We start from the raw sequence: 14,916 nt of genomic DNA, 5'->3' as shown, positions 1-14,916 counted from the left end.
TATTATATATTTTAACTTGTATTTCAATTGTGATGTCATCTAATGAACTTCTACAAGAAATCAACTTAGAACAAGAGATAAAGAGATGTTCTATTTCTAAACCCTATGAGGCTTTGAAAAGTGATTTCGCAAAAAAAATATTTAAGCATCTGTCAAACGGAACGAGATTCAAACAAAGCTATTTTGAAGGTATTTTAGAATGTTTGGACGATGAAGAATCAGAATTATCACCAAGACAAAGAGATGATTTTTTTAATATACTGGATGAATATCAGGAAACTTTTGACTCGATTGTAAAAAGATATAAGTGACAATTTCCTGCTTGGGTACAGAATTCAATAACAAATGGCAGTCTGGATATGCAAAAGGAAGACCACATATTGTATAAAAATGGCAAATACATTTCCTTAGATAAAATCAAACAATATGTGAATTCTCGTGTCGATGATTGAAAAAAATTAGAAAATTTTCAAAATACACGTTCTCGGGATTTACCTGAAACATTGGAACAGAAAAAAGAAAAAATTTGGAAAGAGATAGTAAATTTTGCCAATGAGGAGGATAATTCAATACAGTGAGTAGAACTTTTAAAACTCAAAAATTTGAATTATAGTGAAACAGTAAATGATAAAGGAATTACTATCAGCAATCTTGATGGTATCCACTTTTCGTCTATGATGCCTGCTGAAAAAACATACAGTAAGTTTACCATACATGACTTGAATACCATTAATGAGGATAACGCGAATAACGAATCGCTTCCCCGAATCAAAAAAGATTCAAAACTTACTGAATTTTTGCAAGATGCTGGAGCGAAACCCTTTACTTCCATAGAAGAATGTGCAGACTTTCAGTATAAATTGATGCAGATAGTCGCAAACCAATTGGGATTAAATGTGAAAATTGACACCGATTTTATAGAAGACCCAGCAAACGATAATCTTATTATGCTGATTGCTTCATGATTATATACGCTAACAAGAAAAAATCTACTTATTCCATATCAAAATAAAGAAGACGGCTTAATCGCTATGATTGTATATACTGAAGATGATACTCATGTTTTTCGTGAAGAAACCTACAATGATGACGGAATAATATCTTTCTTTTTAGAAGTTAATCCTGCAAGTAATAAATAAAATTCTTTGTACTATATTTCCAATAATGCGTTTTTTTTTTAAATTGCCCTATGGAACAATTTTCACTACGCAATCTTGTAAATAAATATATAGACGATGAAAAAAAGCGTAATAAAAACATGCGTTCTAAATCGGCAATTTACAAATGGATTATTGATGATGTAAGAGATATATTGGTTGCAATCAATGATGATTTCAGAGAGATTAACAATGATGATACAAATGCTAAAAAGAAATTCAGAGCTAAAATAATCGGTAAGTTTGAAACAAAGTATTTTAAAAATTTTTTGAAAAACAAATCAGAAACAGCTGATTACTACGATAAACTTTTGAATGACTGTCTTATACATATTGAAACCATAGAAGATTTTCTAAATCCTGAAAACAACTCAAAGCAGAATCCCAAGACACTTGATTTTTTTAGAGCATTCTGCAAGTATCAAGAGCGGGAATATGGACAAGAAACATCAACCAGCATTACTCGACAGAAACATCAAATTTCTACTGATGTAAAAATCGAAACACTTCAAATTTCAGGAGCAATAATTATCAATGAAGAGTTTATTGATAATATTAAAAAACAAGAGTTCTCAATGGCAGAATTCTATACAGCAAAGCAAAATGAAAATTGCCAATGGTATGGAATCTTATATAGTTTTGATGTAATCCGAAAAGATTACATCAAGATTAAAAACATCGTTATAAAAAGTTTTAAAGAGCAAAGCAGTGGAATATCTAGTATAATTTATGGAAGTGGAGGCTGTGGTAAGAGTACCTTACTAAGAAGATTGGCTATTGAATTAAGCCTAGAAGAAACACAAAAACCTTTGCAGAAGCAAATTAAGATTGTTTGGTTAAATGATAATGGATTTGAGGATTTTTACAGCAAAGGTTTATCAAAAATTGAACAAAGCTACGGTATAACATTTTTGATTATTATAGAAGATTGGTATCGTATCACAGAACATGACAAAGAGATTGCATATAAATTTCTAAAGAAGGCAGATTCATTTACAAATATGCGAATTGTAGTTGGTGACAGAATTGTTGAAAAAAAATGTAAAGATCTCCTTGACGGAGAGCCTATTTTATTATCTCCTGATGAAAATGAATCTATTATTGAAACAATTATTGAGAATAATAAAGAATGGGAAGAAATAGCAGATCAATTATTTGCTGATAAGAATAATTATCAATGTTCACTATTCTTGTTGCTTTTTATAATGGCGTATGCGAATCAAAATAAAAACACTCTACTTAATTTCTCAAAACCTCAAAAAGCATTTATTGATATAATTGAAAATGATTTAAAAGTTATTACTAATGCTGAGGATAAAAAATATAAAGGATTAGCCAAAGCTCTTTATTACTGGGCTTGTATTTATGAAAAACACAGAATTTTTATTTCGTATGATACTTTTTTAGTCATTGCAGATCATTATAATGAAAACAAATTAATCAGCAAATATTTTAGCCGTTGGAATATGGAAGACCCTGTTTTAGATAAGCTAAAAACATATATCAATAAAAATTATAGTTTAGGAAAATATAGTGACAAAAATTTCATTCAGTTCAATCACGATATTTTGGCTGACGAAGGATTGAGTAAAATAGATTGGGGATTTAGTGATATAGTGAAGGTCGATTTATTAGAAGTAATTACTGATTTTGGGGATAATAATTCTGCCTCTACATTCTTGGGGACTATGCTAAAAAGAGAAAAACAAATATTTACTAATAGGAAAGAAAAATTACTGCTGATTAATAAATTATTAGCAAAAAATAATAGCTACTATTATTACTTAATAAGCCTCATTGGCATGAACTTAGAAGATGAACTTATAAAAGAATACGCAGAGAAATTATGGGATAAAAAAATTTATGTGCCTGCTTTTTGGAATTTCTATGCCAAAACTTATAAAAAAGATAAGCTTATAAGTAAAAATATTTCAAATATTTTAAGTGTTCAGCAATTACTTAATTTTAATCCCCTTTTTATAAGTATAGTTTTAAAAAATTTTGCGGATGAATCATTAAAATTACAATTCTCAGATGACATTTTGAATGAAAGACAATGGGAAGATATTCCTTCTGCAATATTAATAGACTGCTTAATTATTTCTAAGAATGAAAAACTAAAACAAAGTTTCTCAAATAAAATATTAAATGATAAAAATTTGAGGCACATTTCTGCTGAAATAATTTGTATCTGTTTAAATTATGCAGATGAAGAGATAAAACAAAATTTCTTAAATAAAGTATTAAATAATAAAAATTGGGAAAAATATAATCAAGCAATTATCAATAATTGTTTAAATTATGTCAATGAAGAAATAAAACAAAGTTTCTCAGATGAAGTATTAAATGATAAAAATTGGAGACACACCTCTGCTGAAATAATATGTATCTGTTTAAATTATGCTGATGAGCAGATAAAAATAAGATTTTCTAATGAGGTATTGAATGATGAAAATTGGAAAGCTATTTCTGAACAAATAATTAATAACTGCTTAAAGTACGCTGATGAAGAGATAAAACTAAGATTTTCTGATGATGTATTGAATGATGGGAATTGGACTAGAATTCCTTATGGAACTATTTGTAGTTGTCTAAGAATATCAAGAAATAAAGAATTCGCATTATTAACTCTAAAGGATTGGAAGAGATATGATTGGAGAATTGTTTACAACTCATTATTATGTTTTGAGAAAGAAAAACATTTTTCAGTTATAGTTAATGATGTCATAAAAGAAATTATATATAATCATCACAATTTTAAAATAACTTTAAAAGGAAAATCTTTTCAATATGCTAATCTATTGAGGATTAATTTTAAAAACCACGCATTATGGCAAAGAGAAGCTATTGATATAATTAAAAATTGGAGAAAAAGCAGGCGTGATTTTGTAACAAATGTACTTTATAGTTATCGTGAAACTCCAAATATTATAGAATCTACATGTAAATATATTTTAATGAGTTGGAAAATAGAAATAAATTACTCAATTCCCATACTGTTTAAAAAAGTACATTACGGAGACCACATCAAAATAGCATTAGGGCATCCTTCATTAAGACCTCAAGCTAAAAAGACAGCAATAAATATAATCAGTTCCATTCAAGATGAAAATTTTAAAGTGCCAGAGTATCTTAAAGAAATAGCAATTCAAATAGTAGAAAATGATATCTATCCCGAATGGAAGTTTTAAAAAAACGATTATGGTTTAAAGATTGAAAAAAATCCTGCTCTTTTGAATAGAACAAGTATTGTTTCAAAACCTATCTTCCCAACAATTCATTTTCTTCACCTTCAACCTATTTTCCCAAAACAGATACAATCAACATGAGGCATCACTTGCAGGAGCATTACGCTGTTTGGTCATTTTTCACAACCTTCAACAATGATAAGCCTCGAAAATCGGTATTCCAAATTGGAAGGTAGCACATTGGAAGTGTCAAAAACTCCAGCTTGAATTTTCAGGATTTTATAAGTCCGGTTGCATTATAGAAAACGGAATAATTTACACTTTTGTCGTATGTAAAGCTCGCATAAAATCAACACAAACAGGCAGGGAGTAAGAATTTTATATTGATTTTAAGCTATTCTACTTTACAAGTTTCGACAGTGTATTATTCTTTTATTTCTTATTATAATACACATGACTTACTTCGAAAAATCAACAGAAAACTTCCTTAAGCAATTAGAGTTTTGCGACACCGACTTTTATGATGTGCTAACTAATTCACAATTATTGGAGTATGCGAACGATTTCTTATCGTCTTATGAAATTGAAATTACTGAAGGTTGTGATTACCGAAATGACCAAAATAAAGACTGAAACCACTATTGTGACCTAGCAAGTGAATGGGCTGATTCGCAAGTTGATATTTATAATTCTGTTTTATGGGAAAAGGCACCAAAGTTCCAATGGTGGATTGACGATGCCTTAAATGAATTTTGATTTGACCAATCAAGATGAATGGTAGGCTTACTCCAACTGTGACAGTACCTTTTCTATTCAAGACTAACAGGATATGTTTTAAATAACCTAGCGGATTATGTGAAAGCATAATCCTTTTTGATAATTATAAAATGAATTATTTCTTGTAGCTCATTTTAATCTTTAATAATTCTTGTTTCTGCTCATCAATAAGTCTTTCTAATTCGTTAAACATAAAATCTATTCTCTGTTCATTATCATCTGATAACTCAAAATCATTCAAATCAATAACCCCACTTTTATTTTTGTCATTTTGGCTAAGAACATCCAGAAGTTCAAGGAAATTTATCTCTTCTTTACTCAGAAATTCTTTATTTTCTTTAATCCATTTTTCATCCTTGCATAAAATATCTTTATGTAAATTCATTTGAACAACTTTGTCAAAAATTTCCTCCGAGTTATTTTTAACTAAATCAACAAAAGAAGCCCATTGATTTTTATGAGGTAAATTCCAACTTCTGCCAAACCAACGTGGTAAAATGCCTGAATCTTTTTCTTCTTTAAGAACTTGTAATATCTCTATAACTGGTTTTAAATCGTCTGAAGGTATTCTAATTGGTAAACTTTCTTTTTGCGACCAAACTTTAAGAATTAAATCACAACACTCTCTTTGAAGTAGTTTCTTTTCTTCCTTTGATTTTGCATTATCTATGTTATGGATTAATTCAGCAAGATAATGAGACATCCATCTTGCCAAAGTATTTACGGAATATTCTAAATCTAATTCTTTTACTAGTTTTTCACCCAATTTTATAATTTCGTCCTCTGAGCGTTTTGACTGTTCCATCTTGTTTAATTAAATATAGTTTTACGTGAGTTCTGTTATCATCATATCTTTCCTTGTATTTTCGTTCTTCGAGTTGCCTATCTATTACACATTTTATAATTAAGGATTTTTGTTCTGCGTTCAGAAAACTTAATATAAAATTAGTATCAACTTTAAAAACACTTCCTGAAGATTCAGTATCTGTATTGTATTTTTTGTACCTGTATTCTTCATCTGATATCTCATTCCAATTTTCAAATACACTTATAGGACGATTTTTTAAGTAGCCATATTTATAGAGATTATCATATTTGATATTAAAATGAGTATGTACTGTTTTACCAAATTTTATATATCCTTTAGAAGTATTATTAAAAAAAGCATCATCTGAATCAAGACCTTCAAACTCACTTCTAATATCCACAACCCATCCTGTTAAATAAAAACCATCTTCATCAAAGGTAGGCCTATCATTTTGGTCTTCTTCATCAAAAGGAATTGAATAATCGTGGCTATCTTTAGTAGTTTGTAATGCTCGCAATAAAGCATCGGCTCCTTTATTTGGTACAAGGCAAGAACTAAAACTTATTGTCTCTTGATTGGCTCCAACATTTTTTGAAATTCCTCCGTATATATTTAAAAACTTGTTATCTCTATCATCCAAAAATCCTACGCCTTCATCAAAGTATTCTTCTGCAATAAAATCTCTCCATAATTTGTCAAATTTATCAACATCATTTTTCCAATATTTTGGGATTAAAGGACGAGGGTCTCTTAAATCCGACAACCAAAAATCATTAAAGGCATTAGCTTCCGAATCTAACCAATAATCCCAACTATCCCAAGAGTCTGTCTCTAATAGAGGTTCGTTTTCTAATAAAAAATTAGCAGCACAATACATTGCATGGTATTCAAAGTATATCGATAAATCTTCTATCTCAGGATTACTTCCGTGGTCATTTCTCGTTAAATACAAATCTCTATCATACAATTGGCTTCCGATAAAATCATCTTTATTAGGATTTCCTGTATAACCCCAATTTTCAGTAATAAACTTGTCGGCTACATCAGCCACATCATACTCTGATAAATTAAAGGCGTCTCCAACTCTGCTGTACCAGTAGGGTAAAGTATCAATTGAATCAAATCTGAATCGCCATTCTTTTTTAGACTTTGTAGAATATTTCCTTTGTTGTCTGCTGTATTTTTTCTCTTCAACATATCCTATTTTAGTCTTATTAACTCCTTGGATAATTTGAAATTCAGCTTCTGAATATATAAAATTATTAAAGTTGTGAAGGTTCAAACAAGATTTTTGAATGTAATGTCTGATAAGAACATGAGGCAACTCATTATTCATTAGCTCATTATAAAAAATATCCTTAAAAGGAATAAGTTTTTCAGGATTTTCAAGAGAAATTCTATCTATTGCAATCCAAAGATATAACTTAGAAGACATCCAATAATAAATATATTCCTTATTCTGAAAAGGGAAACATTCTTTTTTATTTTGGTTGTCTAATAATACTTTAAGTATTTCTACATTATTAAGATTTACCAATCTTCTGATAGAATGAATTGCTCTCCAACGTAATTTTTTGTCTGGATGCCCCAAACCGAATCTTAACAAATAAGCTACATTTTCATTAGCATTAGTCGGAGGTTTCAATTCTTCGCCCCAAAAACCATCTGCAAGTTCAGGTTTAATTTTTGAATTCCATTTTTCCAGAATCCATACCAATAATTTTTCATTTTCACTTGGAGACAATCTACTTTTAATCAACTCAAAGGAACTATAAATAGATTCATCAGACAGCAGGTCTATTTTTTGAGGCAAAATATCCACTATAATATCTGCTAATTGAGAATCATTAATATTAAATAAACCTGTAAACTGTCGTAATGACCAAATACTTAAAGTGTTCCCATAGTCAAAATGTTGAAGTTTTGTTAGTAAGATGTATCTAAATTTTTCTTGTTTCCACTTTTTTACTTCTGGGTAAAAATCCCACTCATTAATAGCTTTTTTCAATATTTTTTCAAAAGAATGAAAACTTAATAAATTATCACTGACATCAACTAAAGCATTCAAAAATGGAGTGTATTCATTAAGAGAGCATTTGTCTAAAATATCTGATAGAAAATTATCTATACTCCATCGGTGATTGTAACTGTCAGTATTGTTTGTGATTATGGAGTCAATAGCTTTTTCTATTTCTTTGGTTGAAGTATAATCTATCTTAGTTAAATCAATATTATGGGTAAAGTCTTCTTTTTTGAAATTATTATTTTCTTCTGTCTTACTCTTTTTATCTTCAAGCGTATCTAAAAAATCTATATAGTTCTTTATTTCAGAAACAATATTTCTATCAACAAATTTTCCAGACTTTATTTCATCATAGATTTTTCTTGTAAAATGCTTATCCTTATCAAGTCTTAAATTCCGAAATTCTAATTCTATAAAACTGCTTTTTAATTCAGAATTGCCTAATTCGTCAAATTTTAGGAGTAGTAGTTTATATATTTGTTCTAATTCTTCATAACTATAGTTTGTTTTCAAATTAAGCAGAGAACCCGCAACAATATGGTCAATGTATCCTTTTTCTAAAGCCTTTTTGATTAACGAATTTATTCTTCTACCAATTTCAATTATATTTCTATGATGCCACCTACAGATTGTAGCAAACATTGAAGGTGTATCTATATTGCCTATTCCTAACAACCCTTCCGTGTAGGGAAAATGCTTTTTGTCATAAGCTCCCAATTTTATATCACAATATTCAATAAAACGAGCATATTCATAAGCTAATTTAGGGTTGGGTTTAGTAATTCCTATTTCTGATAGGTAATAGATGCTTAGAATTTGCATAAACGCTTCATAATCTATATCGGAAGTTGCTTTTATCGCTTTGTCAAAAAAGTCTTTACTTAAGGAATCATTAATTTTATGACTCATTAATAAGCACTTAATATAGTTTTCAATAATTTCTTTTGAAGATAATTGAGAATCATTAATTATTCTATCTAACTCATTTAATAATCTAAATGAGGTTTTAATTAAATCTTTCAGCAAAACTATTTTATCTAAAACTTCAAACCTAAGTTTCAGTTTGTCTGTCTGACTGTCTAAAGAGTTAATTATAAGATTGATAGGCGTAGTTTTATCATCAAACAGCAGAGCAATCTCTGTTAATTTTCCAGACAAAAAGATGAATCTATCATTTGCCCAATATCCGAATTGATGTTTAAAATTATAATCTTTATTTATACTTTTGCATATATCTTCGAATTTAACTGAGCATTCCGATTCAGGAATTCGTCCAGTATGTAAATCAGACTTCAGCTGATAAATAGGAATAACATATTTATAGAACAGGGTAAATTCTCTTTTATCACTTTCTAAAGAATTTCTTTTTTCATAATCTTTAATTTTATCTACTTCTTTGAACTTGCTAGGATAAAAATACTCTAAACTGACTTCCTCATTTTTTAATGAATGAATTAAGGTTTCTTTAGCCAAAGTAATGTCCATTGCAATTTCCTCTTTTGCATCCGCGTAATCATTATGAAAATAAGGAATCTTGTCTATTGGCTTTGAATTGACAAAATTTAGAATATCAAGTATAGTTTTTGCTTCTATTTTATGTTGTGCTAATATTCTACAAAATTGCGGAATGAGTTGCCAAAAATCCTCCTCAAATTTAATTTGCTTTTTTGATAAAATACTTAAAAGATGATTGGCTGTTACCTTTAAATCGAAATTGATGGGTTGATTGCATTGAAAGAGTTTGCAGATTATAAACAACTTTGTATCTATACGAAAAATAGAGTGTTTTAACCATTCTTCAATGTTTTCTTTCGAAGAAAAGCTGATGATATTTTCTATCAGATATTTTCCCGATGACAACCTAACTTCTCTTGGTTTCCATCTGTTTATTGCATCGACAGCCTCAGATAATCCAAATAATCTTAATACAGCCTCAACCTCATAGGCAATATCAAGACTGCTGATAGGATAATCTTTTAATTCTTCTTTCTTTTTTTGACTTCTCCAATTCAACCATTCCCTAGCGGTTCTTAAATGCTTTAAAGAAATTTCTTTAGTTTCTGGTTTACGTGAATATACTCCAGCTAGTTTCAAATGAAATGCTCCTGCCCAAGGTTTTTCCTCGGATTTTAGTTTGAGTCGGGATAATGAAACCTCGTCTCCATATCTTGATACTAAATCCGGGTAGTTAATTAATAAATTACTAAGTGCCTTATCTGTTTTTGATTCTTCCGCAGCTATGAATAATAACTTGAAATAGGTTAAATCATCATGAATATCATTACTTACTTTTAAGGCTAACTTTGTTCTGTTTATATAAACTTCCTTGTTTCTTATCGGATCTTTTGGAAGGATTAATAGTTTTCTGTTCAAGACAATATCCACTAACTCCGTTTTATATTCAGCGGTAAATAAAAGGCTTCCTAAATTAACTGAAGCATATTCGTCTGTTTCAGATTTGCTCAAAAATATTCGAGTAATTTGTTGTAGCTCTTCTAAGCTAATTTGATATGTTTCTCCAATATAATTCTCAAAATCCTCATCCCTAAAACTGAACAAATCCTCGTCAAAAATAAGTCCATTCCAAATATCAGAAGACAGGTCTTTCAGAAAATCTAATTCAACTTCCATTATTTCTGATAAATAACCAATAGGTACAGGTCTTGGTAAAGAAATTAGTAATTTAAAAAACTGCTCTACAAGAGGTTTTTTATCTTTTCCGATTCTGACTATAGCGTGTTCAATTTTATCTAAAATCAAATCTCCTACATCTTTTCCATTTGGTTTTAGATAATTAATAATCTCATTTATTCCTTGTTTTTTCAGGCTTAAGGAATAAAATTGAACTCTGGGAATTCCTTTGGTGAATTGATGAAATTCTGTAATTTCTTCATTAATTATACTTGAAAAGCTCTTTCTTGCAAATAATGTAGTTTCCTCTAAACTAAAAGGTTTTAATTCAACATCAGTATATTTATTGGGAAGATTTAGAGATTCTTTTCTATAACTTCTTGAAGTTACTATAATGTGACATCCGTCTGGAATTTCAATATGCAAAAGTTCTTCTACAAAACTCTTTTCTCCATTATTTCTTGCTGCTGTGATACTATTATCAGCGGCATCAATTATAAATACTAAAAAAGCAAGTGAGTTTCTATTTCTTAAAATCTCAACACCATCTCTTATTCTTTTTATAAGCTCTCTTAAATATACATCATCCGATTCATTTTGCACAAGTAAAAATTCTGTTCCTACTTTTTTTGCCAACTCATTTGCTAAATGAATAATTGCATTTCTATGTAAATGCCTTTTGTCTTCTGGATTTTGATATTTTCCTGCTCCATAACAATCAAATAGAATACACTCAGAATATTCGGGTAATGTATTTTTTATTTGATGAACAATAGTTGATTTTCCTATTCCTGCACCTCCGTGAATACAGATTGGTAAATAGGATTTATTGCCTTCAATAACTGATATAATTTCATTTAGTTGTTCTCTTTGAATTGTATTGGGATTATTTTCAAAATGTTGAGATACAGGAAATAGATTTTCTATACTACTAAATCCAAAGTTGGCTACAATATCTATCAATGTTATAGTTCTTTCTTCACGATTTTCAGGCATCATTTTATCCCAAATCATTTTGAACAATGAGTTGAATTGATTTTGGGATTTTATGCTAGCTTTGGATATGGATTTTATTAAATCAAATTTGAGGACTTGCCTTGAACTTGTCCCACAATCTTCAAAATCTAATAATCTTATGAAGTCTGAGAAGTCATTTAAATTTAATCCAGAAGCCTTTCTTAATTTAGAGTAAGGCTCTTTTGAGATTTCAGGAAATTCCTTTAGAATAGTATTAAAACTTAAAGTTCTTTTGTTTTTAATTAAATAATTTTGGATTTGATTAATTTGGTCTAAATGAGAAGTATTAATATTTCTGTTGCTGACTAACTTAATTTTGACTTTCTTTATAACCTCATCTCTTCCAAATTCATCTAAAAACGTTTTAAAAATAGTTGCTAATCTGTGAATTATTGACCCTGCATTGGAATTTACCTTCTTACCCTCATACAGCTTTGAAAAAGTGAAATTTTCATTCGCTCTTCTTGTGCTATATTTTAATTGAGAAATAAGAATAGATTCAGCACTTTCAAAATCTTTTCCCCCAAAATATTCTGTTAAATCAATTCCTAAAAACTTTTCTCCGAAGGGATCGATTTTTCTCGTTAGATTTTTTTCAAATCCTTCAATAGTAATAGCTTTCAAACTTGAATTATCGAAATTTAATAATTCAAGAGATTTTTTAATAGCCCAAAGTATGTGAAAATCATCTCCAGCACTAGATAAATCCGCATCTGGAATTGTTCTATAATCCGCCATATTATAAAGGGAATCTTATTAATTTGAATGAAAACCAAAAATAATAAAATAATTGGGATTTTATTTAGTAATTATTTGAATATTAAACAGAAAAGGATAAATTCAAATATTGACATCTTAATTTAAGTATTCAATAATCATACTAAAAAATAGTTACTCTTTGCTCATCAAACAATCACCACCCATCATACACATTATCCTTTACTTCACCGAGTGTTTTAAACAAAAAATACTCTTTTACAAAAGCAAAGCGTTCATCTTCACAGAGCCTTTTCATTACCTGAACTTTACAGGACTCCAATTCAAAAACACACAAAACTCTAGACCCGTATTCGAGTTCAAATTGTCTGCTAGGTTGTCCATCTTTTAAGGCTAAAAGATGTTGTAGTAAGGATTGATGCACACGGTTAACGTCCATTCCATTGTACATTTCAAGGGCATACAGCTCTTTCCTGTTTTGGGTTTGAAGCATACACATAGCATCGGCAATTAGATACTCGTTTTTTCAAAATTGAATAGTGGTTTCTGCCCTAAAACTTTTTGTTTTTCCGGTGGATATTTTATCGAAATAGGTTGAGAAAAAGAGCAATTCAACGTTATTGTTGGATGCTCGTTCCTGTATGACAATGTGAATATCAATCGTATGGATTCTATGAAAATAATCCTGCTGAAAAAGCACTGTGTTTCCTTTTGGAAACTTAATCTGAGCCATCGGACTCAAACGTTCTTCAATCAATTTTGCTCCGTGGGAAGTCAAATGATGAACACTTTCTAATTTTCATAATTTCGGATGGACTCCAAATGTAGCAGAACCCACAAGCGGGTTCTTCCAATACCTGAGTTCTGAGATTTGTTTGTTGAGGTTGGCTCTATCGGTCATAATTCATAAACGAAGCATTTGTCCAGTAGTTAGGAATTTATAACGAGCCAAAGAAAGTAGGATCTTTTCTTGAGATGGAGACAGTGTTTTAAAAAAGAGTCTTTTGGTTAGCATGTCGATATTTTCAAAAAATAAAAAGGCAAAATGCCCTCTTTCTTATATCGACGAAAATTATAATTTGAACTTGGGTTTAAAATTATCGCTGGACTCTATGCTGTTTTGAGTTCAAGTAGCTGACAAATCCTCTTCATTATTTCTATACAGTAGCGTATTAGCAAGAATTTTAGTTTTCAGTTTTGCTTGTTCCGTCTTGGATAAAAAATACCTTTTAGGATGCTTTAATAAAAAGTCCGGACTTTTAATTTTTACTGAGGGATAATGATCTTGTTTCAAGTAGAAATAAAAAGGTGGAAGGAATTTCAAAGTGTTAAATGATACTCCTATATCTCACGCCTGAGCCTTTAATGCCACAAGTCCGTTCATTCAAACAAGTTTGACAGCCGTATTATTGATAACCATATCCCTGAGCGTAGCAGAGAGTTGGTTTATGCTTTGAGTTCATACAATAAGATGCAATTTATATTTTCTTGCTTCACTGAAAATAGTTTCAATACTTCCGCTTCAAGAATTATGAAATTCATCGATAAACAAATAACAGGATTTTCTAAATTTTTCATCCTCGAATGCCCTTTGCAAAGCAATGCTCAAAAGTGTTGCTGAAATGAATTTTCAAAGTGCCTTGCTCGTATCCTCGCCCAGTTTTCATTTTGAGAGATTAAAAAGAATGACCTTTCCTTGTTGCATTTCCTTTTTCAAATCAAATTCAGATTTGCCATTCATCATTTGGTAAAAACGGTAATTGTTTTGCAGGTGCTGAAGCCTTGTATAAACAGCAAGTTTAGTTCCGCTATACCTTTTATTTTGAAAGGCATTGGCAAAGAAATTTCTATACACAGGATGCTTAACCTTTTTTCACAGTTCAATTCGCTTTTGGTTGACTTGGTCATTCATAAAGTCTTGTAAGTCCGACAACCCACATTCTCCTTGTGAGAACAATACTGCCAAGCAGGGCTTTAAAAGCGTTTCCATCTGCAGAGACATACCTGCATCGGGAATGAGTTCTGTGAATGTTTTGGCTCGCTGTTGAGCGAGTAAATCAACCATCATAGGATTGGTGACTTTTTTCCAAAACGGATTGATGCAGGGAATTTTATCCTTTTCCCATTGTGGGTCGATATACACGATACGCTCGGGTTTAGGTCAGTTCAAACGGAATGCAAATACACGCTCTGCCAAATCTCCATGTGGGTCTACTAAGATGATGCTATACTGTTGTTTCTTATGCGATGAGTATTGAAGTTGGTAGAACAATGATTGAAGAAATACGGATTTGCCTGAACCAGTTCTTCACGTAATAATGAGATGCCTCTTTATTGATTGAAGGTAAACTGGAACAGGCTTGGGTCTAAAAAATAGAGGTTGACAGTTAGTTGGACAAAGTCAATAAGGCGTTTAAAGTATTTCATTTTTTTGGATGGAGTAAGAACTAAAACGGAAGGTGGTACATATCTGTTTCACATCAAAATGCAAGTTCTTTCATAAAGAGGTTTAAAATCCACACCTATTGGTGCGTACCGTTTTGACAACCTTTATAACTACCTTTTTGAGAACCTCCAAAGGAGATGAAAAATGTCACT

At 30.2% G+C, this 14,916-nt stretch carries 8 protein-coding genes and 1 pseudogene; 4 read left to right on the top strand and 5 right to left on the bottom strand.

The window, feature by feature from the left end:
- Positions 1-32: 32 nt before the first annotated feature.
- The 4 genes from B4N66_RS14215 to B4N66_RS14200 all read left to right on the top strand — a co-directional run bounded on the left by B4N66_RS14215 (position 33) and on the right by B4N66_RS14200 (position 4,978).
- Positions 33-311 (top strand): hypothetical protein, encoded by a 279-nt coding sequence (locus B4N66_RS14215; RefSeq protein ID WP_291095618.1) that lies wholly within the window; start codon positions 33-35, stop codon positions 309-311.
- 291 nt (positions 312-602) lie between these two features.
- Entirely contained in the window at positions 603-965 is a 363-nt protein-coding gene (locus tag B4N66_RS14210; protein WP_291095616.1) for a hypothetical protein, read from the top strand.
- A gap of 224 nt (positions 966-1,189) precedes the next feature.
- On the top strand, positions 1,190-4,348 hold the full coding sequence (locus B4N66_RS14205) for a hypothetical protein (protein WP_291095614.1): 3,159 nt from the start codon (positions 1,190-1,192) through the stop codon (positions 4,346-4,348).
- Positions 4,349-4,798: 450 nt separating this feature from the next.
- A complete protein-coding gene (locus B4N66_RS14200) occupies positions 4,799-4,978 on the top strand; it encodes a hypothetical protein (protein WP_291095612.1) in 180 nt (59 codons plus the stop codon).
- Between the two features lie 259 nt (positions 4,979-5,237).
- On the opposite strand, the gene B4N66_RS14195 is transcribed toward B4N66_RS14200, so the two are convergent.
- The 5 genes and pseudogenes from B4N66_RS14195 to B4N66_RS16400 all read right to left on the bottom strand — a co-directional run.
- Positions 5,238-5,927, bottom strand: coding sequence for a hypothetical protein (locus B4N66_RS14195; protein ID WP_291095610.1), 690 nt, complete (start codon positions 5,925-5,927; stop codon positions 5,238-5,240).
- Complete coding sequence (locus B4N66_RS14190; RefSeq protein WP_291095608.1) at positions 5,881-12,339, bottom strand: ATP-binding protein; 6,459 nt, start codon at positions 12,337-12,339, stop codon at positions 5,881-5,883. The genes B4N66_RS14195 and B4N66_RS14190 overlap by 47 nt, the downstream gene beginning before the upstream one ends.
- 505 nt (positions 12,340-12,844) lie before the next feature.
- A complete protein-coding gene (locus B4N66_RS14185; protein WP_291095606.1) occupies positions 12,845-13,075 on the bottom strand; it encodes a hypothetical protein in 231 nt (76 codons plus the stop codon).
- A 1,116-nt stretch (positions 13,076-14,191) separates the two neighbouring features.
- Entirely contained in the window at positions 14,192-14,461 is a 270-nt protein-coding gene (locus B4N66_RS14180) for a hypothetical protein (protein WP_291095604.1), read from the bottom strand.
- Positions 14,462-14,479: 18 nt separating this feature from the next.
- A pseudogene (locus B4N66_RS16400) lies at positions 14,480-14,614 on the bottom strand (hypothetical protein); the annotation flags it as partial.
- Between the last annotated feature and the right edge of the window lie 302 nt (positions 14,615-14,916).

The sequence above is a fragment of the Flavobacterium sp. UBA2787 genome (assembly GCA_002352205.1).
Taxonomy (GTDB): Bacteria; Bacteroidota; Bacteroidia; order Flavobacteriales; family Flavobacteriaceae; genus Flavobacterium.
Note: the sequence above shows the minus strand (reverse complement) of the source record. Positions and strands in the feature narration are given on the sequence as shown.

Coding starts and splice junctions, on each gene's coding strand:
- B4N66_RS14190 (WP_291095608.1), bottom strand. CDS start 12,339: ATGGCGGATTATAGAACAATTCCAGATGCGGATTTATCTAGTGCTGGA.
- B4N66_RS14200 (WP_291095612.1), top strand. CDS start 4,799: ATGACTTACTTCGAAAAATCAACAGAAAACTTCCTTAAGCAATTAGAG.
- B4N66_RS14205 (WP_291095614.1), top strand. CDS start 1,190: ATGGAACAATTTTCACTACGCAATCTTGTAAATAAATATATAGACGAT.
- B4N66_RS14195 (WP_291095610.1), bottom strand. CDS start 5,927: ATGGAACAGTCAAAACGCTCAGAGGACGAAATTATAAAATTGGGTGAA.
- B4N66_RS14215 (WP_291095618.1), top strand. CDS start 33: ATGTCATCTAATGAACTTCTACAAGAAATCAACTTAGAACAAGAGATA.